At 63.1% G+C, this 23,218-nt stretch carries 26 protein-coding genes, 1 tRNA gene, 1 pseudogene and 1 riboswitch; of the genes and pseudogenes, 12 read left to right on the top strand and 16 right to left on the bottom strand.

Annotated features, from left to right (window positions below; genetic code table 11):
• Window positions 1-16 precede the first annotated feature (16 nt).
• Together QFZ91_RS12505 and QFZ91_RS12500 are read right to left on the bottom strand one after the other, a co-directional pair.
• Window positions 17-835, bottom strand: a complete 819-nt coding sequence (locus QFZ91_RS12505) for a mechanosensitive ion channel family protein (RefSeq protein ID WP_176379042.1) — start codon at window positions 833-835, stop codon at window positions 17-19.
• A gap of 192 nt (window positions 836-1,027) precedes the next feature.
• Complete coding sequence (locus QFZ91_RS12500) at window positions 1,028-1,402, bottom strand: hypothetical protein (RefSeq protein ID WP_429567424.1); 375 nt, start codon at window positions 1,400-1,402, stop codon at window positions 1,028-1,030.
• A 523-nt stretch (window positions 1,403-1,925) separates the two neighbouring features.
• Between QFZ91_RS12500 and QFZ91_RS12495 the strand changes: the two genes are divergently transcribed.
• A complete protein-coding gene (locus QFZ91_RS12495) occupies window positions 1,926-2,249 on the top strand; it encodes a hypothetical protein (RefSeq protein WP_176109481.1) in 324 nt (107 codons plus the stop codon).
• Window positions 2,250-2,499: 250 nt separating this feature from the next.
• On the opposite strand, the gene QFZ91_RS12490 is transcribed toward QFZ91_RS12495, so the two are convergent.
• Window positions 2,500-3,072 (bottom strand): TonB-dependent receptor domain-containing protein, encoded by a 573-nt coding sequence (locus QFZ91_RS12490; protein ID WP_429568633.1) that lies wholly within the window; start codon window positions 3,070-3,072, stop codon window positions 2,500-2,502.
• Window positions 3,073-3,087: 15 nt separating this feature from the next.
• Here QFZ91_RS12490 and QFZ91_RS12485 point away from each other — a divergent pair, with 15 nt between their 5' ends.
• The 3 genes from QFZ91_RS12485 to QFZ91_RS12475 all read left to right on the top strand — a co-directional run bounded on the left by QFZ91_RS12485 (window position 3,088) and on the right by QFZ91_RS12475 (window position 7,043).
• Entirely contained in the window at window positions 3,088-5,322 is a 2,235-nt protein-coding gene (locus tag QFZ91_RS12485) for a LamG-like jellyroll fold domain-containing protein (protein WP_429567423.1), read from the top strand.
• 41 nt (window positions 5,323-5,363) lie between these two features.
• Window positions 5,364-6,206: a hypothetical protein gene (locus QFZ91_RS12480; protein WP_429567422.1), complete on the top strand. Its 843-nt coding sequence runs from the start codon at window positions 5,364-5,366 to the stop codon at window positions 6,204-6,206.
• A 75-nt stretch (window positions 6,207-6,281) separates the two neighbouring features.
• Window positions 6,282-7,043, top strand: coding sequence for a hypothetical protein (locus QFZ91_RS12475; protein WP_429567421.1), 762 nt, complete (start codon window positions 6,282-6,284; stop codon window positions 7,041-7,043).
• Window positions 7,044-7,237: 194 nt separating this feature from the next.
• On the opposite strand, the gene QFZ91_RS12470 is transcribed toward QFZ91_RS12475, so the two are convergent.
• From QFZ91_RS12470 to ydfG, 9 genes and pseudogenes are all read right to left on the bottom strand, one after another.
• A tRNA-Lys gene (locus tag QFZ91_RS12470) sits at window positions 7,238-7,313 on the bottom strand.
• A gap of 187 nt (window positions 7,314-7,500) precedes the next feature.
• Window positions 7,501-8,250 carry a tol-pal system protein YbgF gene (ybgF, locus tag QFZ91_RS12465; RefSeq protein ID WP_176122511.1) on the bottom strand — a complete coding sequence of 250 codons (750 nt, stop codon included), beginning with the start codon at window positions 8,248-8,250 and terminating at the stop codon, window positions 7,501-7,503.
• A gap of 20 nt (window positions 8,251-8,270) precedes the next feature.
• Window positions 8,271-8,777 (bottom strand): peptidoglycan-associated lipoprotein Pal, encoded by a 507-nt coding sequence (gene pal, locus QFZ91_RS12460; protein ID WP_176379049.1) that lies wholly within the window; start codon window positions 8,775-8,777, stop codon window positions 8,271-8,273.
• Between the two features lie 32 nt (window positions 8,778-8,809).
• Window positions 8,810-10,102, bottom strand: a complete 1,293-nt coding sequence (gene tolB / locus QFZ91_RS12455; RefSeq protein ID WP_176109472.1) for a Tol-Pal system beta propeller repeat protein TolB — start codon at window positions 10,100-10,102, stop codon at window positions 8,810-8,812.
• Between the two features lie 137 nt (window positions 10,103-10,239).
• The gene (gene tolA / locus QFZ91_RS12450; protein WP_429567420.1) at window positions 10,240-11,292 is read right to left on the bottom strand and encodes a cell envelope integrity protein TolA; all 1,053 of its coding nucleotides are present in this window, start codon (window positions 11,290-11,292) and stop codon (window positions 10,240-10,242) included.
• On the bottom strand, window positions 11,289-11,735 hold the full coding sequence (tolR, locus tag QFZ91_RS12445) for a protein TolR (RefSeq protein ID WP_013088523.1): 447 nt from the start codon (window positions 11,733-11,735) through the stop codon (window positions 11,289-11,291). The genes tolA and tolR overlap by 4 nt, the downstream gene beginning before the upstream one ends.
• A 10-nt stretch (window positions 11,736-11,745) precedes the next feature.
• Complete coding sequence (tolQ, locus tag QFZ91_RS12440; RefSeq protein WP_176109470.1) at window positions 11,746-12,423, bottom strand: protein TolQ; 678 nt, start codon at window positions 12,421-12,423, stop codon at window positions 11,746-11,748.
• Window positions 12,424-12,609: 186 nt separating this feature from the next.
• Entirely contained in the window at window positions 12,610-13,074 is a 465-nt protein-coding gene (gene ybgC, locus QFZ91_RS12435; RefSeq protein WP_429568632.1) for a tol-pal system-associated acyl-CoA thioesterase, read from the bottom strand.
• Window positions 13,075-13,275: 201 nt separating this feature from the next.
• A pseudogene (gene ydfG, locus QFZ91_RS12430) lies at window positions 13,276-14,023 on the bottom strand (bifunctional NADP-dependent 3-hydroxy acid dehydrogenase/3-hydroxypropionate dehydrogenase YdfG).
• A gap of 247 nt (window positions 14,024-14,270) precedes the next feature.
• Window positions 14,271-14,397: riboswitch (ZMP/ZTP riboswitch) on the top strand.
• Window positions 14,398-14,575: 178 nt separating this feature from the next.
• Here ydfG and glyA point away from each other — a divergent pair.
• The 7 genes from glyA to QFZ91_RS12395 all read left to right on the top strand — a co-directional run bounded on the left by glyA (window position 14,576) and on the right by QFZ91_RS12395 (window position 19,394).
• On the top strand, window positions 14,576-15,823 hold the full coding sequence (glyA, locus tag QFZ91_RS12425; protein WP_429567419.1) for a serine hydroxymethyltransferase: 1,248 nt from the start codon (window positions 14,576-14,578) through the stop codon (window positions 15,821-15,823).
• Window positions 15,824-15,829: 6 nt separating this feature from the next.
• Complete coding sequence (nrdR, locus tag QFZ91_RS12420; protein WP_008919734.1) at window positions 15,830-16,312, top strand: transcriptional regulator NrdR; 483 nt, start codon at window positions 15,830-15,832, stop codon at window positions 16,310-16,312.
• 213 nt (window positions 16,313-16,525) lie between these two features.
• On the top strand, window positions 16,526-17,092 hold the full coding sequence (locus QFZ91_RS12415) for a GspH/FimT family pseudopilin (RefSeq protein WP_176122517.1): 567 nt from the start codon (window positions 16,526-16,528) through the stop codon (window positions 17,090-17,092).
• A complete protein-coding gene (locus QFZ91_RS12410) occupies window positions 17,089-17,538 on the top strand; it encodes a type IV pilus modification PilV family protein (RefSeq protein WP_429567418.1) in 450 nt (149 codons plus the stop codon). The genes QFZ91_RS12415 and QFZ91_RS12410 overlap by 4 nt, the downstream gene beginning before the upstream one ends.
• Window positions 17,535-18,341, top strand: coding sequence for a PilW family protein (locus QFZ91_RS12405; protein ID WP_429567417.1), 807 nt, complete (start codon window positions 17,535-17,537; stop codon window positions 18,339-18,341). Before QFZ91_RS12410 ends, QFZ91_RS12405 begins: the two co-directional genes overlap by 4 nt.
• Window positions 18,342-18,499: 158 nt before the next feature.
• Window positions 18,500-18,940: a pilus assembly PilX family protein gene (locus QFZ91_RS12400; protein ID WP_429568631.1), complete on the top strand. Its 441-nt coding sequence runs from the start codon at window positions 18,500-18,502 to the stop codon at window positions 18,938-18,940.
• 22 nt (window positions 18,941-18,962) lie between these two features.
• Window positions 18,963-19,394 carry a type IV pilin protein gene (locus tag QFZ91_RS12395; RefSeq protein ID WP_429567416.1) on the top strand — a complete coding sequence of 144 codons (432 nt, stop codon included), beginning with the start codon at window positions 18,963-18,965 and terminating at the stop codon, window positions 19,392-19,394.
• A gap of 87 nt (window positions 19,395-19,481) precedes the next feature.
• Here the strand turns inward: QFZ91_RS12395 and QFZ91_RS12390 are convergent, their stop codons facing one another.
• The 3 genes from QFZ91_RS12390 to QFZ91_RS12380 form a co-directional block, all read right to left on the bottom strand.
• Entirely contained in the window at window positions 19,482-19,997 is a 516-nt protein-coding gene (locus QFZ91_RS12390) for a DUF3318 domain-containing protein (RefSeq protein WP_176379057.1), read from the bottom strand.
• A 57-nt stretch (window positions 19,998-20,054) separates the two neighbouring features.
• Entirely contained in the window at window positions 20,055-20,444 is a 390-nt protein-coding gene (locus QFZ91_RS12385) for a phage holin family protein (RefSeq protein ID WP_176122523.1), read from the bottom strand.
• Between the two features lie 133 nt (window positions 20,445-20,577).
• A complete protein-coding gene (locus QFZ91_RS12380; protein ID WP_026227987.1) occupies window positions 20,578-20,880 on the bottom strand; it encodes a DUF883 family protein in 303 nt (100 codons plus the stop codon).
• Window positions 20,881-21,224: 344 nt separating this feature from the next.
• On the opposite strand from QFZ91_RS12380, the gene QFZ91_RS12375 reads away from it, so the two are divergent.
• Window positions 21,225-21,863, top strand: a complete 639-nt coding sequence (locus QFZ91_RS12375; protein WP_429567415.1) for a peroxiredoxin — start codon at window positions 21,225-21,227, stop codon at window positions 21,861-21,863.
• A 76-nt stretch (window positions 21,864-21,939) separates the two neighbouring features.
• Here QFZ91_RS12375 and QFZ91_RS12370 read toward each other — a convergent pair whose 3' ends face one another.
• Complete coding sequence (locus QFZ91_RS12370) at window positions 21,940-23,130, bottom strand: acyl-CoA dehydrogenase (protein WP_429567414.1); 1,191 nt, start codon at window positions 23,128-23,130, stop codon at window positions 21,940-21,942.
• Window positions 23,131-23,218: the final 88 nt, after the last annotated feature.

Raw genomic sequence — 23,218 nt, 5'->3', positions numbered from 1 at the left:
CGCACGTTAGGTCACATCAATCGCGCGTGATCGCGCGCGGCGCGAGCGGCGTTTCCGGCGTCGGATAGCCGGCTTCCTTGAAGGTCTGCACGATCGCGCGATTGGTGTCGAAGTAGACCTGCCAGTAGTTCTGGTTCGACGAATAAGGACGCACGCACAGCAGCGGTCCTTCCGGCGTGAAGCTCAAGACCTCGATGTCCGGCGCGGGGTTTTCGGACACGTTCGGAATCTTTGCGACGGCGGCTTTCAGACGCGCGATCGCATCGGTTGGATCGACGCCGTTGGCGATCTTCGCGGTCAGCTCGACGCGCCGGAACGGCAACACGCTGTAGTTCGAGATCGTGTCGGAAAAGATCTTGTTGTTGCCGACGATGGTCATCACGTTGTCCGGCGTGACGATCGTCGTGCCGAACAGGCCCAACTCGGTGACGGTGCCGGTGACGCCCGCGGCCGTAACGAAATCGCCGACCTTGAACGGTCGCAGCACCTGCATGAACACGCCGGCCGCGAAGTGCGCGAGCAGGCCGCCCCACGCAGTACCGATCGCGAGGCCAAGACCGGCGAGCAATGCGGCGAACGACGTTGTCTGCACACCGAAGATTTGCAGGATTGCGAGGATGAGCAGCAGGTTCAGCAACGCGCCGAGAATCGACGCGAGGTAGTGTGCGAGCGTCGGATCGACCTTGCCGTTGCGAGCGAGCACCTTGCGCAACAGGTTGGAGATCAGCCCGATGACCCAGCGGCCGACGATCCACAGCACGATGGCGCCGAGCACCTTGGTGCCGATGTCGATGCCCCGGGTCATGATGAATGCACGTGCGGTTTCGATATCCAAGATGTTCCTCGTTATAAGTTGCCATCAACGGATTGAACGACGGTGGTGCCATGACCCACAACGCGCGGTCTTCGGGAGTTATAGCCGACGGCGCCCGCATGCGCAAGGACCGTTCCTGGCCTGCTCGCGGGCGGCAATTGAGAAACGAAAAATGGCGGGGCGTATGTGAGAAGCCGCTCGAGCGCGCCGCCCCTACATGCGCAATCGCGATTCGGAATACGGTGACGTGCAGATGACAACCGCGTTGTCCTGGTCGCTTTTCACGGCTCGCCTGCGCTTCGACACGCGATGCCATGAGAACGCGATCACGATTGCGAGCGCATATGCGCCGGCACGCCGAAGAAATAGAGTCGGCCGGACGAATTGTCCATGGCGACTCTGCGCGTCGGCGAACACGACAAAAGTCAACAAGCCGTCGAGCACGCACGCGAGCAGCGCGAGCACGATGAAAATCGCCGGGCCGCTCAACGCGGCACCCGACCCGAACCGGTTATACAGTCGGCAGGCCATCGATACGATGGCGAGCAAGGCGAGGTTCGATAGCAGATCGAACAGAAAGTCGGTCATTATCGGTTCAATGAAAAAGCAATGCGCCTTGGGGTTGCGGGGTTGCCGGAACGGATGCTCACGCAAGGTTCAGACATGCTCCGCTGATTCGGCGGCGATCATTGCATATCTCTTCATCTCGATAAATAACCAGAAAAAGCGATAGCCGTCTCGCGCTTTCTTTCGAGCGTTTTTATGCGCAATCGGAACGTGAAAAGTTCTTTGCAAATTTATAGTACTGCGACGGACTCCGATTGCTGCGCGTCAGAAGCGACAAGAAATGCCGAGTTGCAGCGTCGGATACCATCGAAAAGGCGAGACTTCAAGCCATAGCCGATGCCGAGGCAGGTCATTGCGCTCGCCGGGAAAGGCCGGCGACGGTGCGTCGTCAATGAATGACGCGTTGCGTCGCAACAGTCCGCCACTGTGGTGAAAATGCCAAATCGAACTTGTTTGTATTTTGAAACGTCGCGCCGTGCGTTTATACGTGCGAGGATCAGATCATCGTATTCCTGATACGAAGATCCAGACTCACGGGGGCTCCATGAGTAGCATTCCGCTTATCTGGGCAGCGGTGCCGCATAACAGCGACGGTGTTGTCTTTCAGATCCAGCTTGGCCGCGGGCTTCAGCGTTTTCACGTGTCGCGGCGGGTGCTCGAAGACGTATTCGGGCTCGAACGAAAAGCGTCCGACGCGCGCCAACTCGAATTGTTCTATGTGCACGAGCAGCGCATCCTCGCGCGTGCCAGCGCCAAGCGTTCGCTGGCCAGTTCGGCCACTGTTTCACTGCAGGCCACCGATTTCGGTGTGTCGAACGACCGGGAGCGTTGGGAGAGGCCGAGCGGCATCGCGCACGGCCTCATGTAGGCGGGCCGGTGTTTCACACGCAGCGGCGAGGCTGCCCTCATCGAGCGCCATCGTTTTTGCGCCTTCCTGCGTTGCCATATTCTGCGCAACCGTGTAGTGGTCCGCATCGTCTTCATGCACGATCGTTAGCGTGCGGTCCGCGCCGTTCGAACTGGGCGCGAGCTTCAAGGACGGATCGGAAGCCGCAGCATCACGGCGGCCCCTATCAACACCTCGGCCACGCGACGGCCCGACGTCGCATCGACGATCATCATGCGGTGATTGGCGCAAACCGAAAACAGACGCTCGCTGGCCGGATCGATGGCAGGCTCGGCGCGAGAAAGCCCTGCGCGTACTGCGCATACGCGCTCCATTGCGGCGTGATCTGCTGATGCAGAATCAATGACGGCAGAACCTTGTCCCACGTGTGGCGGAAATCGAGCGGCTCACCGGTCTTCTGGTTCATCGGCGTATCGATGCTGCGGTGGAACGACACGTACTTGAGTCCCGGTGTAATCGTCGAACCGTTCTGCAGTTGCCAGGTGCATTGCAGATACGGCTTTAATGTCAGCATCGTGTCGTTCATCGTGAAGTTCTGCGAAATGAACGCGAAGTTCAGCGACGCATCGGCATTGGAGTTGTCGCGGGCGTTCCTGCTCGGTCCATAGGATTTTCCCGCGCCAGGTTTCAGGCAATCCCTACACGATTCCACGGTCAGCAAACAGCAGTTTGTGTCGATAACACGGAAGGATGTGTCTCTGCTGCACCAGTTCGCCGTCCACCGACGCAAACGTTTGCTAGCAGGGCACCCCCATCGGATCAGTTTTTCCAGCCACGGCCTCATAAACGGAATCGCGATATGGATCGAACCAAAACAAACAGTTTCACCTTGGCAGTGTCGCGCCGCTCCTTTTTGCACAGCCTCGGCGCGTTGGCGCTGAGCGGATGCGGCGGGGGCGGCAGCGTCGGCGAAGCGGCCGTGAGCCGCTCGGCCGTTGCGAGGGCGGCGAGCATCAACACGGCCAGCCTGGTGCTCGCACGAGCGGCAACCGGCGAGGCCGCCGTTGCGACGAGCGGCGCGTTCGTGCACCCGGGGCTCCTGCACACGCAGACCGACTTCGACCGCATGGCGCAGAAGGTCGCCGCGCAGGCGCAGCCCTGGTACGCCGGCTTTCAGGTGCTGACCGCCAACGGCCACACGCGACTGTCCTGGTCGCCCCGGCCGGCCGCGCAGATCAATCGTGGCGGCACCGGACCGCAGAACTATCCGCAGCTCTATGGCGACATCGCCGCCGCCTACGCTTGCGCGCTGTACTGGAAAGTCACTGGCGACACGGCATACGCCGACAAGGCGGTGCAGATCATGAACGCGTGGTCCTCGACGCTGCAGAGTCTCGGCGGCGACAGCAACGTCGATCTCGCCGCCGGCATCTATGGCTACGAGTTCGCGATCGTCGGCGAGATCATGCGCAGCTACCCTGGCCTCGCCGCAGCGGACCTCATGGCGTTCCAGTCGATGATGTCCAACATCTTCTATCCGATCAACATCGACTTCCTGAACCGCCACAACAACACCGACTACACGCACTACTGGGCCAACTGGGACCTGTGCAGCATGGCGTCGATCATGGCGATCGGCGTGCTCTGTGACGACCGCGCGATGTTCGACGAAGCGGTCAACTACTACCTGAGCGGGCTTGGCAACGGTGCGATCGCGCAGGCGGTCTACTACCTGCACCCGGGCTACCTCGGACAGTGGCAGGAGAGCGGGCGCGACCAGGGGCACAACAACCTCGGCATCGGGCTGTGCGGCGCCATCTGCGAGATGGCCTGGAACCAGGGCATCGATCTCTACGGCTATGACAACAACCGCTTCCTCGCCGGCGCGGAGTACGTGGCGAAGGCGAATCTCATTCAAGCCGACGGAACCTACCTCACGGTGCCGTACGAGAGCTATGCGAATGTCGACGTAGTGCAGCCCGGGTTTTCGACGGCCTCGCAAGGCAATATCCGTCCAATCTGGGCGCTCGTCTACAACCACTATGTCAATCGCAAGGGGCTGGCCGCGCCGTGGTCCGAGAAGTTCGCGCTCGCGATCCAGCCGGAAGGCGGCGGCGGCAACTACGGTACGACCAGCGGCGGCTACGACCAGCTCGGCTACGGCACGCTCGCCTACACGCGCGATCCGGTGACGCCGGCCGCCGCGCCGAGCGGCGTGACCGCCTGGCCGGCGGCCGGGCAGGTGGTGCTGTCGTGGTGGGGCGTGGCGAATGGCACGAGCTACAACGTGAAGCGCGCCGCGAATTCGGGCGGCCCGTACACGACCGTCGCGAGCGGCATCACCGACGTGCTGACCTATACCGACAGCCCGCAGGCCGGCGTGTGGTACTACGTCGTCAGCGCGACGACGGCAGCGGGCGAGAGCGCGAACTCGAACGAGGTCGCCGCGGTGACGGCCGTGCAGTTACATACCTGGCTGAGCTTCGACGAGTCGAGCGGCACAACCGCCGCCGACGCGACCGGCAACGGCCATACGGGCACGCTAGTCGGCGGCGCGTCGCGCACCGCTGGCAAGTCCGGCAACGCGGTGCTGCTCGACGGCTCGAGCGGCTACGTCAGCCTGCCCAACGACATCGTCGGGGACGTCTCGGATTTCACGATCGCGACGTGGGTGTTCCGCAATTCAAACAGCACGAAGCAATGGGAGCGCGTGTTCGATTTCGGCACGGGCACCGGCCGTTACATGATGCTCACCCCCGACAGCAGTGGTGGCACGGTGCGCTTTTCGATCACGCTCAACGGGTCTCACACCGAGCGTCAGGTCAATGGCAACGCGCCGCTGCCGAGCGGCCAATGGACCCATGTGGCCGTGACGCTCTCGGGCACGACGCTCACGCTGTACGTCAACGGCAGCCAGAGCGGCCAGACGACGGGCGTGGCGTTCGCGCCGTGGCGTCTCGGCCCGACCGCGCAGAACTGGATCGGACGCTCGCAGTTCGCTGCGGACCCGTACTTCAACGGAGCGATCGACGAGTTCCGCATCTATCGCGGCGCGTTACCGTCGGATCAGATCGCGACGCTCGCGCAGGGTTGATCGTCTGCGTGAACTTTTTCGTTAAAAGGATGACCGTTTCAATGAAAATAAAACACAAAGCCAGCCTATCCATCGCCGCTATCTTCCTGAGCGCGGGGTCCGCCGGCGCGCAATCGCTGGCGACCGGCGATAGCCGGTCGGTCGGCGAACCGACCTATCCAGGCGTCTGCCAGACGCTGTATGCGAATTTCTCCAGCTCGCAACGCTCGTCGCCTCCGACTACCGACGACACGAGCCGCCTTCAGGATGGACTGAATCAGTGTGCGGGAACCGGCCAAAGCGTGGTGCTGGCGCCATCGGGCTCCAACGATGCGTTCTACACGGGCAGCCTGACGATCAATGGCGCGGGCCTCTCGATCAGCGCGGGCGCGACGCTCATCGGCAACAGCTACGCGAGCAATGCCAACCTGCTGCAATTCTCGGGCACCAATGCCTCGCTGATGGGACCGGAAACGGTCGACGGGCGCGGCGACCTCATCTCCGGAACGCCGAGGCTGGTGCAGGCCAGCAAGATTTCGAACTTCATCGTCTACAACGTGACGCTGGCGCAGGCCGCGCATGCGAATCTCTATGTGGAAGGCGGCAACGGCTTCACCGGGTCGGGCGTGTCCACGCCAGGCGGCAGCCCGTCGCTGTCGAACATCGTCGTGAACGGCGCGTATGCGACCCAATCGCTGTCGGGCGCCTACACGAAGATCGACGGGCGCAATTCGAGCTATCTTGTCAACGCCTGGCTGGCCAACGTCAGCCTGGATGCGACCGCGCAAAACGGCGACCAGTATGCGAATGTCGGCTTGTATAACTCGAACGTCACGCCGTCCGGAACCGGCGTGACCACATCGAGCTTCACGACGACGGGAAGCGTGCCGAACTGCGCTTTCTGAAACCGCCAATCCGCTGCGCGCCCCATCCGACGGAACCCGTCAGCGGTCCGTGCGCATGGGGGAAACGGGATATCCATGCAGATTGATAGCCACATCGAACAACGCCGTTACATGCGGCACCTGTGCATCATTGCAGTCGCGGTGGTCTGCGTGACGGCGGGCGTGCTGCGGATTCTGCATGCCGATCTGGAACCTGCCGTCGCGAGTCCGACGAGCGAGGCGCGCCCGGCCGGCTCGTCTAGCTCGTCCGGCTCCGAGCCGAGCGTCGGGCGTGACGATCCCGGTCTCATCGTCGCGGAAAACCACGAGCTGATCGTGAATGCCGCGCTGCTCGACCTGATCAATTCTTTCCTGCTGCGGAAGACGGACGACGATCGGGCCGATCAGTTGCGGATCTATCTGAAAAGCGAACTGCCGTCGCCGGCGTACGGCGAAGCGGAGCGGATCGTCGAACGTTACCAGGTGTACATGAGAGCGCACGACGAGTTGCTCGCCGCTCAACATCTCGCCGGCGCGACGGATGCATCGGCGGTTGACATAGAACGCGTTGCGGTCTGGTGTCAGCAGCGCGACCGCTTGCGGCGAAGCATACTGGGCGATACCGTCGTGCAGGCGTGGTACCAGAACGATGACGCGCAACTCGATCAGGTACTTCAGGAATGGAGGCAGCGCGCCGAGGATGATCAGGCGCCGGAATTGTCCGCACAGCAGCCGAGATATCCGGTTCCTCACTGGCGCAACAAGAGCGACGAAGAGCGCCATCGCCAGTACATGCTGCGTGTACTCGATCACGCTATGACGAGCTTCGAGGAGTTGAGTCGCGACTCGAGATTTTGACGCGCGGTGCGGGTAAGCGAGTGACGCTTCCCGGCGGACGCACTTTTATGCTGCCGTGCGGGTGACAGGACTTTGCCAGCGTTTTGCAGATAGGCACGAGGATCGAAATGGATTCAACTTGCTCCGAAATGCCTACCCGGTTCAGCAAAAAGAAAAGGGCTTACATACGAATGTATGTAAGCCCTCGAATCTTTTGGTAGGCCGTACGGGATTCGAACCTGTGACCAACGGATTAAAAGTCCGCTGCTCTACCAGCTGAGCTAACGACCCAAAAGAGAAGCGAAATTATATCGGCGAACCGATGACCTGTCAACACTACGAGGCCATCAGGCCAATGTGAAAAGCCCGGGCATCACTACCCGGGCTTTCCAGCGAGAGGCGCGCGTGGCTATCACTTCGGACACTGCGCGATACTGCCGACAACTACTTCAAAACGTGATCAATCCGCCACCACGAACTACTTGATCTGCGACAGCTTGCTCTGCGCCGACTGCGCGACGTCCGAGCCGGCGTATTGCGCGACGATCTGCTCGAGCGTCTTTTTCGCCGCGGCCTTCTGGCCTTGTTCGAGCTGATTGTTCGCGATCGCGAGCAGCGCTTCCGGCGCGCGCGGATGCTGCGGGTACTTGGCCACGATACCTTGCCAGACCGCCGTCGAACCCTTGTAGTCGCGCAGTGCATACAGCGCGTTGCCGAGCCAGTATTGCGCGGTCGGCTGATAGGGGCTGGTCGGATATTTGGAGATGAAGCTGCGGAACGATGCTGCGGCGGTCTTGAAGTCTCCGCTGCGGAACTGCTGTGAAGCCGTGTTGAACGCATCGGTTTCACCCGGCTGGACCTCGCCCTGGACACCATCAACCGTCTGCTGCTGCGGCTCGAATTTCTTCAGGCGCGTGTCGAGATCGGTGTAGTAGTCCTTCTGCTGCTTTTGCAGCGTCGTGAGCTGGTTCGCCATGTCCTCGTTCTGTCCGCGCAGAGTCGCGACCTGCTGGTTCAGCTGGTCGAGACGGTTGGACTGATCGAGGATCGTGCGCTGCGCCGCCGACAGCTGGCTCGAGAGACTATCGGTCTTCGAGCGCAGATCGAGAATGGCCTGGCGGGCCTGATCGTCGTCGAACATGCCCGCATGGGCGGGCACGGCCGCGAGGGCCGTGCCTGCGACGCAGGCCGCTGCGGCAACCCGCAGCCAGGAGAAACGATGCGTCATTCGGCTTATCACCCGTTGACTTACTGTTGATACACGAGGTCGGCGCGGCGGTTCTGTGCCCACGACGCTTCGTCATGACCCGTTGCCAGCGGCTTTTCCTTGCCGAGGCTCACGGCTTCCATTTGCGAATCCGACACCCCCATCAGCGACAGCGAACGACGCACGGCTTCAGCACGCTTCTGGCCGAGCGCGAGGTTGTATTCGCTCGTACCGCGCTCGTCGGTGTTGCCCTGGATCAGCACGTGACGCTGCGGGTGACCCTTCAGATATTGCGCGTGTTGTTGCAGCAGCGCTTGATAGTCGTCCTTCACCGAGTAGCTGTCGAAGTCGAAGTAGATGCTGCGCTTTGCGAGCGGGCTGTTCGGATCGTTCAGCGGGTCGACGTTGACCGTCGCGACGTCGTTCGGATTCGGTTGAGCCGAGCCTGCGCCCTTGCCGGCGTTTTCGTCGAGCTTGACGCCAGAGTGACATGCGGCCAATGCACCGACCATCACGACGGCGAATGCGAAACGAAGTTTGGACATCATTTGATTACTCTCCTTGTGTTATTGCATCAACGTTATTGCATAAACGGGCCCCAGGATGGCTCGCGTACGCTGCCCCCCTGAACGGACAGGACCTGCCGAGTGCGACCATCGGTCGATACTGCGGCCAACACGCCACGGCCGTTCACCTGAGTGGCGTAAAGAATGTACTGACCATTCGCCGCGAAGCTCGGCGATTCGTCATGTGAGGTGTCCGTCAGGCCCGTGGCAGTTCCGCCTTGCAGGTCCTGGATGTACAGCTTGAATGCACCGCCGACGCGCGAGATGTAGGCAAGCTCCTTGCCGTCAGGACTCACACGCGGGCTGGTGTTGTAGCTGCCCGTAAACGTGACGCGTTGCGCGTTGCCCGCGCTTTCACCTTGCGCCGGCATCTTGTAGATCTGCGGAGCGCCGCCGCGGTCGCTCGTGAAATAGATCCACTGACCGTCAGGAGAGTAGGTCGGCTCGGTGTCGATCGAGCTGCCCTGCGTCAGACGACGCAGACCGCTGCCGTCCGCGTTGACCGCGAAAATCTGTGTATTGCCGGTACGCGACAGCGCGACGGCGAGCGTGCGGCCATCCGGCGACCACGCCGGCGCGCTGTTGTTGCCCTTCTGGTCCGATACGACGATGCGCCGGCCGGTGGGCAGGTCGTGGATGTAGACGATCGGCTTTTTCTTCTCGAACGACACGTACGCGACCTTGGTGCCGTCCGGCGACCAGGCCGGCGAAATGATCGGCTCGGGGCTCGACAGCGCGATATGCGCGTCCTGGCCGTCCGAATCCGAGATCTGCAGCTGGTAGCGGTTGCCCGACTTGATCACATACGACAGGCGCGTCGCGAACACGCCGCGGTTGCCCATCAGCTTGGCGTAAATGTAGTCCGCGACCTTGTGCGCGCTCATGCGCAGACCGCTCTCCGGGCTCACCAGCACGAGGCCGCCAAGGCTTTCGCCCTTGACCGTGTCGTAGAGCTTGAAGCGCACTTCGTACTGGCCGTTCGGCAGGCGGTTCACGCTGCCCGCGACGAACGCGTTGGCGCCCTTCGCCTTCCATGCGCCGAGGTCGACGGAATCGGTCTCTGACACCGGCGTCGAGCCTGCGTCGATATTCGTGAATTTGCCGCTGCGTTGCAGGTCCTGACGCACGATCGTGCTGACCTGCTGCGGGGAGTTCGCTTCATTGGCGAAATTCGCCGTTGCGATCGGAAACTGGGTGGATCCGACGCCCGTCACGAGGACGTTGAGTTGTGCGTTGGCGGCGCCGCCGACGGCGATCAGGCACGTTGCCACGAGTGTTCGCAGGCCTAGCTTGGTCATCAAACTCATGCTGTATGGGTTCCTCAAAACGGTTTTACTTAATACTCGAAGACAGCAGACAGACCGGTAAACGGCTATTTCGTTCCCGCGCAACGCCGGCCTGGTGGGGCGCGGCGTTGGATGTCAGTCGGCTGTCAGCCTGCACATCAAGCCGCCGGCCGCAGCGTGATAGTGAAGTAGTCCGGCGTCTTGCCATTCACGTCCCGCGGCATCGGATCGGAGGCTTTCACCGCCCGCAACGCGGCGGCGTCCCACGCGGCGTTGCCGCTGCTGTGGGTAATGTTTGCGCTCAGCTGATTGCCGTCTGGCGAACAGCGCACGGCGATCACGGTCTCCAGGCCTTCCGTTTCGCCACCCCAGTTCACATGCTGAAGCACCAGCCGGCGCACCTTGTCCGCGTAACCCGGCGATGCCGCCGTGCCCCCGGAGCCGCTACCCGTTCCGCTCTTGCCCAGTCCGTTGCTGCTCGAACTGCTGCCGCCGACGCCGCCAGCCAGACCCTGCATTTGCGCCAGCCGCGCGCGACGGTCCGCATCGAGCTGCTTCTTCGCTTGTGCTGCCGCTTCGGCTTGCGCCTTCGCCTTCGCCGCCTTCTCGGCCTCAGCCTTCTTTTGCGCTTCCGCCTGAGCCTGCTTTTGCTGCTGCTCCTGCTGTTCCTTCAGTTGCTGCTGCTTCTGCTGCTCGGCGAGCTGCTGCTGCTTGAGCTTCTCGGCCTGCTGCTGTTGCTGTTGTTGCTGTTGTTGCTGTTGCGCCTGCTGCTGCTTGAGCTTGGCGGCTTTCTGCGCCGCGAGTTGGGCCGCCTGTTCGGCCGCCAGTTGTTGCTGACGCTTCGCTTCCGCTTCCTGCTGCTCTTTCAGCTTCAACTGGCGCTGCTGTTCGGCCAATTGCGCGGCGCGAGCCGCTTCCTGCTGCTGACGCTTCTTTTCCTGCAACGCGATGTCAGCCTGCTCGTCGCGCACGGGCGGGGCAGGGGCGACAGGCGCGGGCGGCGGCGTGACGACGGGATGCGGGATCGCGGAATCCGGCACCTCGGTCCACAGTTCCGCCTGCTCGCCCTCGGGCGTGCTGTTTTGCCACTGGATGCCGTGATAAAGAAAGAATCCGAGCAGCGCATGCATCACCAGCGCGAACAGAAAAGCTCGCCCGGTGCCGCGTTCACGCGGTGGCTGAAGCGGATATTCGGTGTTCTTGCGGATCATTGCGATTTGACAAGCAATCCAACGCGCTTGACGCCCTGAGCCTTCAACTCGGACATCACATTCATCACGACTTCGTACTTCACTGTTTTGTCGGCGGCGATCACGACGGGCTGATCCGGGTGCGATTGTGCCCGATCGGCGATGAAACCTTTGAGGCCAGCTTTCGTCATGTCTTCCTGCTGCTGCGTGCCGGAGTCGTCCTTGTACTTGACGCTCATGTTGCCGTCCGCGCGGATGTTGACGATCACGGGCGGCGTCTGCTGCTGCGGCGCGGCGCCGCCGACGGTCGGCAGATTGACGATCGACGGTGCGACGAGCGGCGCCGTGACCATGAAGATCACGAGCAGCACGAGCATCACGTCGATGTACGGCACGACGTTGATGTCGGCCATCGCGCGACGCGAGCGCGAGCCGCGCATGCTGGAGGAGCGGGAGCCTGCCATCGGGGCCTCCTTAGTGTGCCTGACGCTGCAGGATGTTCGAGAACTCTTCGATGAAGGTTTCGAAACGGATCGCCAGACGGTCGATGTCGTGCGCGTAGCGGTTGTAGGCGACCACTGCCGGAATCGCCGCGAACAGGCCGATCGCGGTGGCGGTCAGCGCCTCGGCGATGCCCGGCGCGACGTTCGCGAGCGTGGCCTGCTGCACGTTGGCGAGGCCGCGGAACGCATTCATGATCCCCCACACCGTGCCGAACAGACCGATATACGGGCTGACCGAACCGACCGACGCGAGGAACGCGAGGTTCGCTTCGAGCACGTCCATTTCGCGCTGGAACGATGCGCGCATCGCGCGCCGGGCGCCGTCGAGGATCGCGCCGGCATCGTTCAGGCGTTTCTCTTTGCCTTTCAGGAATTCGCGCATGCCGGACTCGAAAATCCGCTCGAGCGCGCCGATCCTGTGGCGGTTGTTCGCGGCACTCTGATACAGCGCCTGCAGGTCGCCGCCCGACCAGAAATCACGCTCGAAGCGTTCAGTTTGCGCGCGCGCCCGGCGAATCGCAAACCACTTGCGGAAGATGAAAGTCCAGGAGAGTAGCGACAGCAACAGCAGCAGAGCCATGACGGCCTGGGCCAGCAGGCTCGCGTTGAGTACGAGTGAAACGATCGACAGATCTTGTGTAGTGTTCATAAAGGTTCGTTTTAACGTCCCGGGAAGGGGGCGTCCGGCTGCAAAGCCGCTCCAAGCTTGCCGTGGCAAAACGGAAGCTTCGGCGATATCGAAGCCGAACCATGCTTTGTGCAACCTGACCGGTATGAGTTCACTGGCCCCGTAACAACGAGGCTCAGGTATCGTCCGTTGACATGCCGCCGTGGTTCAGTCCGCGCTCTCGCCGACGCCCGGTCCGTGCCGCAGCGCGGCAAGAACCGGAGGCGGGATCGCGGATGGCCGCAGCGTCGCGCGGTCCACACAGCCAACCCGGACCGACCCGCTGGCAAGCAACGTGCCTTCGCGCCAGGCTTCCTGCACGAAGTCTACCGAAGCTCGGCCAAGACGCTCGATCCGGCTGATAATTTTCACGAGATCGTCGAGCCGGGCCGGAGCCCGGTAATCGACCGCGGTACTGCGCACGATGAAAATCGCGTCGTTTTCTTCCGCAAGCCGATGCTGGTCGACGCCGCACGCGCGCAGCCATTCGGTGCGAGCCCGTTCGAAAAATTTCAGGTAATTGGCGTAAAACACGATGCCGCCGGCGTCGGTATCTTCGTAATACACGCGGATGGACCACGTATAGCCGATTTCCGTGCCTGGCTGGCTGGTCGACATATTCATGCGGCGCATTCTACCGGAACGCAAACTCCGGGGTCTGTTTCGAAGTGTGAGTTGCGCGTGGCGGGTGTCGGCGGCGATGGTGGCCGGCTTTGCCGGCCGCGCCGGGACTGGGGGAGCGGGATATCGGCGCGCCGCGAGAAAAAGCCAGCACGGTGACGGGCGGCGGCGCGACCAATGAAAGGGGCGGCTGTCGCCGCCCGCCTTCAAACCTCAGCCGCGATGCACGGACAGACCCGCGAACGACTGTGCGACCGGCATCAGCTCGATCGTGTTGATGTTGACGTGAGCCGGGCGCGTGGCGATCCAGTAGATTGAATCGGCGATGTCTTCGGCCGTCAGCGGCTGCACGTTTTCGTAGACCTTGGCGGCCTTGTCGTCGTCGCCGCGATAGCGCACGTTCGAGAATTCGGTGCCGCCGCACAGACCCGGCTCGATGTCGGTCACGCGCAGCGCGGTGCCGGCGAGGTCGGCGCGCAGGTTCAGGCTGAACTGGCGCACGAACGCCTTGGTCGCGCCATAGACGTTGCCGTCCTGCGTACGGCCAGCGGCCCGCCACCGAACCAAGATTGAAGATATGTCCGCGATTGCGCTCGACCATGCCGGGCAGCAGCGCATGCGTGACCTGCACGAGGCCCGTGCAATTGGTCTCGATCATGGTGTTCCATTCGTCGAGGCTCGCCTTGTGCGCCGGCTCGGTGCCGAGGGCGAGGCCGGCGTTGTTGACGAGCACGTCGATTGCGGCGAAGTCGGCCGGCAACGAGGCCGGCACGGCTTCGACGGCGGCGCGGTCGCGCACGTCGAGCTCGTACGGCAGCAGCGCGTCGCCGAGTTCGTCGGCGAGTGCCTGGAGACGGTCCTTGCGGCGAGCAGTGGCGACGACACGATGGCCGCCCTTGACGAACGAGCGGGCGATGGCAGCGCCGAAGCCGGCCGACGCTCCTGTGACAAACACGATCATTGCAGTTCCCTGGTCGGTAAGAGACAAAGGCCCCAAGCCTACTTCCAATGCCGCGCTGCGGCAAGGATGCACGAGCCGGATCGGCGGCTGCCGCGGCGGCGCGCAGCGGGTGCGCGGCGCGGTCGGGGTGCTTTCGTCAGATGGTTGCGCAGCGGGGTCGCCAGACCGTCCGCAGGGCCCGCCAGCAGCCGCCGGAGCGCCCGCAAGTCGGTTGCCTATTCGGGCCTCTTCCAATACACTAACGCGCTCGACCCTGCGTGACTGGCGATAGAACCGAGTCGTCCGACTCAGCCGATTCAACCAATCGGGTTCAAGGTGGAACAACCCACCGTGAAGCGCAGGGTGCCGTTTTGCCGTTCGCCTGGGCAGCCGTGAACCGCGCGCATTAATCTGCGCTGTCGGTGGCTGGCCTGCCTCGCGTATGCGGCGACTCTCCACTCGCCAAGTCAGGGCAAGCCTCGCCGCCCACAGCGCTGCGTACCCCGCTGTGTACCCTCTACGCAGGATTCGGCGCACGATCCGGTCAACCTGAAAACACTCAACGGAACCCGTATGTTTGACAGAGCCCAAAGCACCATCGCCAACGTCGATCCTGAACTCTGGAAAGTCATCGAGCAGGAAAACCGCCGTCAGGAAGAGCACATCGAACTGATCGCGTCGGAAAACTACACGAGCCCGGCCGTGATGGCCGCGCAAGGCTCGCAACTCACGAACAAGTACGCCGAAGGCTATCCCGGCAAGCGCTACTACGGCGGCTGCGAGTACGTCGACGTCGCCGAGCAGCTGGCGATCGACCGCGTGAAGCAGCTGTTCGGCGCCGAAGCCGCGAACGTGCAGCCGAACTCGGGCTCGCAGGCCAACCAGGGCGTGTTCTTCGCAATGCTCAAGCCGGGCGACACGATCATGGGCATGAGCCTCGCGCACGGCGGCCACCTCACGCACGGCTCGCCGGTCAACATGTCGGGCAAGTGGTTCAACGTGGTCAGCTACGGTCTGAATGAAGCCGAAGACATCGACTACGACGCTGCTGAAAAGCTCGCCCAGGAACACAAGCCGAAGCTGATCGTGGCGGGCGCATCCGCGTTTGCGCTGCGCATCGATTTCGAACGCATGTCGAAGATCGCGAAGTCGGTCGGCGCCTACTTCATGGTCGACATGGCGCACTACGCCGGTCTCGTCGCCGCGGGCGTTTATCCGAACCCGGTGCCGCACGCCGACTTCGTTACCACCACCACGCACAAGAGCCTGCGCGGCCCGCGCGGCGGCGTGATCCTGATGAAGGCCGAGTTCGAGAAGCCGATCAACTCGGCGATTTTCCCGGGCATCCAGGGCGGTCCGCTGATGCACGTGATCGCCGCGAAGGCCGTCGCGTTCAAGGAAGCGCTGTCGCCGGAATTCAAGGCTTATCAGCAGCAGGTCGTCGAGAACGCGCGCGTGCTCGCTGAAACGCTGGTCAAGCGCGGTCTGCGCATCGTGTCGGGCCGCACGGAGAGCCACGTGATGCTGGTCGACCTGCGTGCGAAGAAGATCACCGGCAAGGCTGCGGAAGCAGCACTCGGCGCGGCGCACATCACGGTCAACAAGAACGCGATCCCGAACGATCCGGAAAAGCCGTTCGTGACCTCGGGCATCCGCCTCGGTTCGCCGGCCATGACCACGCGCGGCTTCGGCGTGAAGGAAGCCGAGCAGGTCGGCAACCTGATCGCCGACGTGCTGGACAATCCGGAAGACGCAGCGACGATCGAGCGCGTGCGCACTCAGGTCGCCGAGCTGACCCGGCGCTTCCCGGTTTACGGCTAAGCCGTCATGCATTGCCCCTTCTGCCGCCACGCCGATACGCAGGTCGTCGACTCGCGCGTATCCGAAGACGGCGCGACGATTCGCCGGCGCCGCCGCTGCCCGGCCTGCGACAAGCGTTTCACGACGTATGAGCGGGTCGAGCTGGCGTTGCCGTCGGTCGTCAAGAAGGACGGCACGCGCACGGAATTCGATCGCCGCAAGATCGTCGCGAGCATGCAACTGGCGCTGCGCAAGCGCCCGGTTGCGGTGGACGCGATCGAAGCAGCGGTCGCCCGCATCGAGTATCAGCTGCTCGGCAGCGGCGAGCGCGAGGTGCGTAGCGAGCGCCTCGGCGAACTCGTGATGAACGAGTTGCGCGCGCTCGACACGATCGCTTACGTCCGCTTCGCCTCCGTATACCGGCGCTTCGAAGACGTCTCCGAATTCGAGGACGTGATCGAGGAATTTCGCCGCGCCTCTTCCCCGCCCAAGCCTTCCCGCAAGCGCTGAGCGCGCGCGTGCCGCAGCTGAGTTGCGGTCATTCGCATCCATCGCCTCGCGCATTTCGCGCTTTTCTTCACGCATCGCTTCTCCCGCCTTCGTGATCGATCGTCACGTGCATTGTTGCGTGCGCTGACGTCTGAATGCCACCTGGCCATTCGGACGATGGTCGGCGCGCTCGCAAATCGCTAGATTGGCTGCATCCGTTCGAAACGCTCAGGGATGCAGATGAAAATCAAGGGAACTCGCCGGCCATCGCGCGCCGGTTTCACGCTCGTCGAGACGCTGGCGGTGATAGCGCTGGTGATGCTGATGGCGGTGATGGCGATGCCGTCGTTCGCCGCATGGCATATGCGAGATCAGGTCGACGCGCGCTCGAAGGCGCTGCTGTCCACCTTCGCCTACGCGCGCAGCGAGGCGCTGCGGCGCGGCGCGCGCATCACGGTGTGTCGCGTCGATGCCGCGCGCGTCTGTCTTGCGTCGGGCCAACCCTGCGCCGACGGCGTCGCCGACTGGGCCTGTGGTTGGGCCGTATTCGCCGAACGCGGCGGCAAGCCGGCGTTGTTGCGCGCGCAGCCGGCGCTCGCGGCGGTGAGCATCGCCGGCGTGCAGACGGATATGACGTTCACGCCGCCTGCAGGGCAACTGATCGGCGCGTTTCGAAGTTTCGATATCGCGCCGCGCAGCCCATCGAAGTCGATGCAGGGAAACCCGTGGCGGCGCTGCATCAGTGTCGCGGCAGGAGGTCGCGCGCGGATCTCAGAAGGCGCTTGCGGAGCGACGTCATGAGACGGCCCACATTCCACATCCGTTTGCGTGCGCAAGCGTCGGCATGTGGCGGCAGTTCGTTGATCGAGGTGATGCTGGCGGTCGCGTTGGTCGCGGTGAGCGCGCTGGGGTTGATCGCGGCTCAGGTGTGGACCGCACGTGAAGCGCACGCAATGTCGCTGCGCGAGAGCGCCACGTGGATAGCCGACTCGATCGCCGAAGCGACGCGCACGCCTTCCGTGGGCAATGCCGCACTCGATCAATCGAGCCGGTGGGCGAGTGTTCTGCTGCCGCAAGGCGACGCATCGATCGGCGAGAGCGGCGTGGTCGCGTCGGCGCGCGTGACCTGGGCGTCCGTGCGAGACCGGCCCATTACGGGCGATGGGATCGGGCCGGCGGCGGAGCCATGCGGCGACGTCGATGCACCGGCCGGATCGTCGTGTGTCGCGTTGGCGTTCGCGAAATGAAGCGGCCGCATTGCCCACGCGGTCACACGCTGGTCGAATTCCTGATCGCGATGGCGCTCGGGCTGATCGTGACCGCGGGCGCCGTGTCTCTTTACACGGCGCAGCGCAACGCGTTCGTGCAGGCGAGCAACGCGACCCGGATTCGCGAAGCCGGCTTGACCGCGCTGATGCTGATCGGCCAGCAATTGCAGATGGCCGGCTTCGTCCCTGCCGACGTCGTTGGCTATAACGCGGCGCCTGCGCTGTTCGGCTGCTCGGGCGGTCGCCCGACCGGCGCCGACGACAACCTCGCTTGCACCACGTTGAGTACCGGCTCCGATGGCGTCGCGATCCGTTACGTCGCAGACGTCGTATCGACGTGGCCATCGTCGAGCGGGCAGGTCACCGACTGTGTCGGCCAGGCCGTCAAGAGCAGTGATGCAGTCCTTGGCGATCAGGGCGCGCCGGTGGTCAATCGATACTTCGCCAACCTCAGCGGCTCGACCGGCGAGCCGGAGCTTTACTGCGTCGGCAGCGGCAATGCGGGGTCCGCGCAGCCGCTCGTCGAAGGCGTCGAGCGCGTGCGGTTGCGTTACTGGCTGGGCGGGGCGGCCAATGCTGTGAATGCGTCGGCCGTCGCGGCGGATCAATGGACGAACGTCGTCGCGGTGGATGTCTGCGTGCTGGTGCGCGGTGCGCCGCAAGGACGGCGCTCGAAGTACGTCGACTGCGATGGCGTGAGTACGCTCGGCAGCGACTTGCGGCCTCGACAGGCGTTTTCGCGCAGGGTGGCGCTGCGCAATCGCGCGGAGGTGTCGTCGTGACAAACCGTGACTCAGCAACGCAACGCTGTCGCGCCTACGACATATGCGGCGGGGCAAGTGAAAAAGGGAAACGCTTAGGTAGGCGAAGTTGTCGGGACGGTGTCCAACGCGCACATCAACGCGGTGTCGTGCTAGCTATCGTGCTGTTGATCTCGGCCATGATGCTCGCCACATCCGCGATCTGGTTCGAATCATCGCTCGCGGCCGCTCGCGCGGCGACCAATACGCGCGACTATCTGCAGGCTTTCCACGCGGCCGATTCGGCGCTGAGCTTGTGCGCGCGCAACGTGCAATCGGCACCTGGCGACGCGCCCAATGGGCCGCTCTCATCCGGCGAGCCGGCTCAATGGAGGCTTGAAGCCGCGTTCGACGCAGGCGCCATCACGCCTGTGCCGCAATGGCCGGGATCATCGCGTGCGCCGCAATGCCTGATCGAGCCTTGGCGTCTCTCGACTCGACCGAACGCGAGCGCTTATCTGCTCACCGCGCGCGGCTTCGGGCAGAGCGGCGAGTCACAGGTCTGGTTGCAGATGGAGCTGGTGACCGAGGATGGCGCGATCGAGCGTCATTGGCGGCGCGTTGCCGCGAGACCATTCTGAGGAACGCACCCACTGGACACGTATGAAAAGGCCCAACACATCCGCATTCACGCTGCTCGAACTAGTGATCGCGCTCGCGATTGCCGCCACGCTCGCCGCGTTTGCGATCCCTTCGTATCGAAGCCACATCGCGCGCACCCATCGCATCGACGCGGCGTCGGCGTTATATCGGGCGGCGCAATTCGTCGAGGCCGCGGCGAGCGATGGCGTGCCGGCCTTGCCACCGGGCATCGATCAGGCGCCGCAGTTCGGCGCGCCGGTGTATCGCGTGCGCGTGCTGCACGCCGACGATACGAACGGCGGCTATTCGATCGAAGCGGGTCCAGCGGAAGCGGGCCCGATGCGCGATGACCCGTGCGGCACGTTCACGCTGGACGCGACAGGTCAGCGAGGCAATAGAAACGACACGAGCGGCGCGACGCCCACGACCAGCGAATGCTGGAATACGGGTTAGCGGGTGAATTGAAAACCGACGCGCGCAGCCTTGCGAGCGAGACATCCGATAGTTCGCAGATCGCAGCCACTCGCCGCGGCCAGGACCTCAATAGCCGCTTCTCGTCGAATCGGCCTGCTCTGCCGCCGACTGCGCCGTAGCGGAAGCCGCCGCGGCAGCCCGCGCCGCCGCCGACTCGTTCTTCATCTGTTGCCAGATCCGGAACGCTTCCCACGCGCCGAGCGCAAGGCTGCCCCACTTGAGCGCGGGCCTCGCGCTCCTGACGACCGTCGCGCGCAGCGGTTTGGCGAGCAACAGCGAAACGACCGAACTGATGAACGGGTACTGCTTGAGCAATGCGCCGATCGTCCCCGCATTGAGCACGCTTGCCTTGGCCCCTTTGCCGACACGCACGCCGCCGAAGCCGGGGATCACGAACCTGAGCCAGCTGAAATGCGTGACGGCCTGGCGCAGTTCGAAGGTGGCCTGCGCGAGCTCGACGCGTTCGACATCCGCGCGCACGAGCAGCAATTCCTTGCGCAGCGCCCGCAGATGCGGGGCGCTCAGATCCTTCGACGGATGGCGCTTGTTACGAAAGGCTGTATCGGGACGGGATGGGCTCATGGCGTGTCGGCGGGAGTGGAGATGAGGCGATGGATCGGATGCAGACAAACTTGCCCATCAGTTGCGGCTGCGAAACGCTTCGCGATCCTTTTCGAACTCAGCGAGGGTCGCTTCGAATACCAGCGGCGCATTGCGCAAACCGCTGCGCGCCTTCAGCGCACAGGCGAGCCCAGCAATCGCGTAGACCGCGGTGATGCCGGCAAGCGCCTGCCATCGGTAGGTGTCCCAGAAGGCAATGGCGACGAGTGCGGTCAACGCGATCAACGCCATCGTGGCGAGCATCATCGCGGCAAGGCCGAGAAACAGCACGCCGAGCAGGCGGTCTTTTTCCTCGGCGAGTTCGATGCCCACCAGTTCGAGCCGCGTCTGCAGAATCGCAAACACGGAACTGAGAATACGGCGCAACGGGCTGTGTTCTGCGCGCTGCGAGTGTGTTTCGGTCGTCATGGCTGTGGGCGTTGCGCGTGAGGGCCTGGCCAGCGCGCACGCGCGCCAGCAGAAGGGGACCGGCGAGGCTCGCGCCGGTCCGCCCGTATCGCCGGTGCGCCGGACATGCCTGCTCCGGCGGACTCACCGGCCTTTACTTGCGATTGATCAGCAGACCGACCACCATGCCGATGCCGGCGGCGATACCGATGGACGCCCACGGATGTTCGTGCACGTAGTCGTCGGTAGCGCGGGCAGCCTTCTTCCCTTTTTCGACGACCACGACCTGAACGTCGGCTGCTTTTTCTTTCGCCTGCTTCAGGCGCGTCAGCGCGGTCTCGCGCAGTTCGGATGCGCGTTCGCCGGTAGCGCTCGCGGCCTGTTTCAGCAGGTCTTCAGCGTCCGCGAGGACGGTTTTGATATCCGACATCAATCTCTCCTTGTTGACTTCCGACATTGACAGCTCCCTTTGTTTCACGCTACGCGTAAATCGTAACCAAAGAAACGGTCGCTGGCGAGCCTAGTGCCGGTTCCAGGCCGCCGACGCACGATCCGTTCCCGGCAGCGCGTGGCGACACCAGGTTGAGGGGACTTTGCTCCAGACCGGTATCTGGGATTGAGTTGATCTGTCCCGCAAAGTTTCCATCAAACGGGAGAAAATTACAAAAACGCATAAAGTACTGACGCGATCTTGGTTCGCCATGTACCACCACGGCCTTATGCTTTATCGTGACGGGCCGTCGCGGGCACACGCCCGCGACCTTATCTGGATACGTTCCGAATACCTACAGGAGATGCACTATGAGTCTACGTCTTGGCGACATTGCGCCGGATTTCGAACAGGAGTCGAGCATTGGCCGTATCAGTTTTCACGACTGGCTCGGCAATAGCTGGGGGGTGCTGTTCTCGCATCCTGCCGACTTCACGCCGGTCTGCACGACCGAGCTGGGCCTGACCGCGAAGCTTGCAAGCGAGTTCGAAAAGCGCAACGTGAAGACGATCGCGTTGTCGGTAGACAGCGCGGAGTCGCACAAGGAGTGGATCAAGGACATCAACGAGACGCAGGCCGCCAACGTCGGTTTTCCGATTCTCGCGGACGGCGATCGCAAGGTCTCCCAGCTTTACGACATGATTCATCCGAACGCGAACGAAACGTTCACCGTGCGTTCGCTGTTCGTCACCGATCCGAATAAGAAGGTGCGTTTGATCATCACGTATCCGGCGAGTACCGGCCGCAATTTCGACGAAGTGCTGCGCGTGATCGATTCGCTGCAACTGACCGACAGCCACTCGGTCGCGACGCCGGGCAACTGGAAGCAGGGCGATGACGTCGTGATCGTGCCGTCGCTGAAGGACGAAGAAGTGATCAAGCAGAAATTCCCGAAGGGCTACAAGGCACTGCGTCCATACCTGCGCATGACGCCGCAGCCGAACCAGTAAGCTGCGCGGCATCAAACAGAAAAGCCGGTTCGAATGAACCGGCTTTTTTTTCACCATCGGAACGCCAGCATCGGCATCAGAAGAACGCCTGAATACCCGTCTGCGCACGGCCGAGGATCAGCGCATGAACGTCGTGGGTGCCTTCGTAGGTGTTGACGACCTCGAGGTTCACCAGATGGCGGGCGACGCCGAACTCGTCCGAAATACCGTTGCCACCGAGCATGTCGCGCGCGAGGCGGGCGATGTCGAGCGCTTTGCCGCACGAATTGCGCTTCATGATCGACGTGATCTCGGTGGCGGCCGTGCCTTCGTCCTTCATGCGGCCGAGGCGCAGCACGCCTTGCAGCCCGAGCGTGATTTCGGTCTGCATATCGGCGAGCTTCTTCTGGATCAACTGGTTCGCGGCAAGCGGCCGGCCGAACTGCTTGCGATCGAGCACGTACTGCCGCGCGATGTGCCAGCATGCTTCCGCCGCGCCGAGCGCGCCCCAGGCGATGCCGTAGCGCGCCGAGTTCAGACACGTGAACGGACCGCGCAGGCCGCTGACGCCCGGCATGATGTTCTCTTCCGGCACGAACACATCGTCGAGCACGATTTCACCGGTGATCGACGCGCGCAGCCCGATCTTGCCGTGGATCGCCGGCGCCGACAGACCCTTCCAGCCCTTCTCGAGAATAAAGCCGCGGATGTGGTCCTTGCCGTTTTCCTCGAGCTTCGCCCACACGACGAACACGTCGGCGATCGGCGAATTGGTGATCCACATCTTCGAGCCCGACAGCGAATAGCCGCCATTGACCTTCTTCGCGCGCGTGACCATGCTGCCCGGATCGGAGCCGTGGTTCGGCTCGGTCAGGCCGAAGCAGCCGATCCACTCGCCGCGCGCGAGCTTCGGCAGATATTTTTCCTTCTGCGCGTCCGAGCCGAACTCGTAAATCGGCACCATCACCAGTGACGACTGCACCGACATCATCGAGCGATAGCCGGAGTCGACACGTTCGACTTCACGCGCGATCAGCCCATACGCGACATAGTTCAGACCGGGGCCGCCGTACTGTTCGGGAATCGTCGGGCCGAGCAGGCCGAGTTCGCCCATTTCGCGAAAGATCCCGACATCGGTCTTTTCATGGCGGAACGCTTCGAGCACGCGCGGCAGCAGCTTGTCCTGCGAGTAGGCCGCGGCGGCGCCGCGCACCATGCGTTCGTCTTCGGTCAACTGCTGATCCAGCAGCAACGGATCTTCCCAGTGAAACTGCGCGGCTACGGCCATGACGTATCTCCTGATTTCACGCTCAGAACAAGCTTGACTTGAGTTCCGCCTTGCGAAACAATGTTTTGCAAAACGACGCCCGAGTGTA

The organism is Paraburkholderia sp. JPY419 (assembly GCF_050435705.1).
Lineage (GTDB): Bacteria > Pseudomonadota > Gammaproteobacteria > Burkholderiales > Burkholderiaceae > Paraburkholderia > Paraburkholderia youngii.
The sequence above is the reverse complement of the archived record's forward strand: the minus strand, read 5'-3'. Positions and strand labels throughout refer to the sequence as shown.

What these genes read in the sequence shown, in the direction of transcription:
- QFZ91_RS12500 (WP_429567424.1), bottom strand. Translation starts at nt 1,402, where the DNA reads ATGACCGACTTTCTGTTCGATCTGCTATCGAACCTCGCCTTGCTCGCC.
- QFZ91_RS12495 (WP_176109481.1), top strand. Translation starts at nt 1,926, where the DNA reads ATGAGTAGCATTCCGCTTATCTGGGCAGCGGTGCCGCATAACAGCGAC.
- QFZ91_RS12490 (WP_429568633.1), bottom strand. Translation starts at nt 3,072, where the DNA reads ATGAGGCCGTGGCTGGAAAAACTGATCCGATGGGGGTGCCCTGCTAGC.
- QFZ91_RS12485 (WP_429567423.1), top strand. Translation starts at nt 3,088, where the DNA reads ATGGATCGAACCAAAACAAACAGTTTCACCTTGGCAGTGTCGCGCCGC.
- QFZ91_RS12480 (WP_429567422.1), top strand. Translation starts at nt 5,364, where the DNA reads ATGAAAATAAAACACAAAGCCAGCCTATCCATCGCCGCTATCTTCCTG.
- QFZ91_RS12475 (WP_429567421.1), top strand. Translation starts at nt 6,282, where the DNA reads ATGCAGATTGATAGCCACATCGAACAACGCCGTTACATGCGGCACCTG.
- ybgF (WP_176122511.1), bottom strand. Translation starts at nt 8,250, where the DNA reads ATGACGCATCGTTTCTCCTGGCTGCGGGTTGCCGCAGCGGCCTGCGTC.
- pal (WP_176379049.1), bottom strand. Translation starts at nt 8,777, where the DNA reads ATGATGTCCAAACTTCGTTTCGCATTCGCCGTCGTGATGGTCGGTGCA.
- tolB (WP_176109472.1), bottom strand. Translation starts at nt 10,102, where the DNA reads ATGAGTTTGATGACCAAGCTAGGCCTGCGAACACTCGTGGCAACGTGC.
- tolA (WP_429567420.1), bottom strand. Translation starts at nt 11,292, where the DNA reads ATGATCCGCAAGAACACCGAATATCCGCTTCAGCCACCGCGTGAACGC.
- tolR (WP_013088523.1), bottom strand. Translation starts at nt 11,735, where the DNA reads ATGGCAGGCTCCCGCTCCTCCAGCATGCGCGGCTCGCGCTCGCGTCGC.
- tolQ (WP_176109470.1), bottom strand. Translation starts at nt 12,423, where the DNA reads ATGAACACTACACAAGATCTGTCGATCGTTTCACTCGTACTCAACGCG.
- ybgC (WP_429568632.1), bottom strand. Translation starts at nt 13,074, where the DNA reads ATGCGCCGCATGAATATGTCGACCAGCCAGCCAGGCACGGAAATCGGC.
- glyA (WP_429567419.1), top strand. Translation starts at nt 14,576, where the DNA reads ATGTTTGACAGAGCCCAAAGCACCATCGCCAACGTCGATCCTGAACTC.
- nrdR (WP_008919734.1), top strand. Translation starts at nt 15,830, where the DNA reads ATGCATTGCCCCTTCTGCCGCCACGCCGATACGCAGGTCGTCGACTCG.
- QFZ91_RS12415 (WP_176122517.1), top strand. Translation starts at nt 16,526, where the DNA reads ATGCAGATGAAAATCAAGGGAACTCGCCGGCCATCGCGCGCCGGTTTC.
- QFZ91_RS12410 (WP_429567418.1), top strand. Translation starts at nt 17,089, where the DNA reads ATGAGACGGCCCACATTCCACATCCGTTTGCGTGCGCAAGCGTCGGCA.
- QFZ91_RS12405 (WP_429567417.1), top strand. Translation starts at nt 17,535, where the DNA reads ATGAAGCGGCCGCATTGCCCACGCGGTCACACGCTGGTCGAATTCCTG.
- QFZ91_RS12400 (WP_429568631.1), top strand. Translation starts at nt 18,500, where the DNA reads ATGATGCTCGCCACATCCGCGATCTGGTTCGAATCATCGCTCGCGGCC.
- QFZ91_RS12395 (WP_429567416.1), top strand. Translation starts at nt 18,963, where the DNA reads ATGAAAAGGCCCAACACATCCGCATTCACGCTGCTCGAACTAGTGATC.
- QFZ91_RS12390 (WP_176379057.1), bottom strand. Translation starts at nt 19,997, where the DNA reads ATGAGCCCATCCCGTCCCGATACAGCCTTTCGTAACAAGCGCCATCCG.
- QFZ91_RS12385 (WP_176122523.1), bottom strand. Translation starts at nt 20,444, where the DNA reads ATGACGACCGAAACACACTCGCAGCGCGCAGAACACAGCCCGTTGCGC.
- QFZ91_RS12380 (WP_026227987.1), bottom strand. Translation starts at nt 20,880, where the DNA reads ATGTCGGAAGTCAACAAGGAGAGATTGATGTCGGATATCAAAACCGTC.
- QFZ91_RS12375 (WP_429567415.1), top strand. Translation starts at nt 21,225, where the DNA reads ATGAGTCTACGTCTTGGCGACATTGCGCCGGATTTCGAACAGGAGTCG.
- QFZ91_RS12370 (WP_429567414.1), bottom strand. Translation starts at nt 23,130, where the DNA reads ATGGCCGTAGCCGCGCAGTTTCACTGGGAAGATCCGTTGCTGCTGGAT.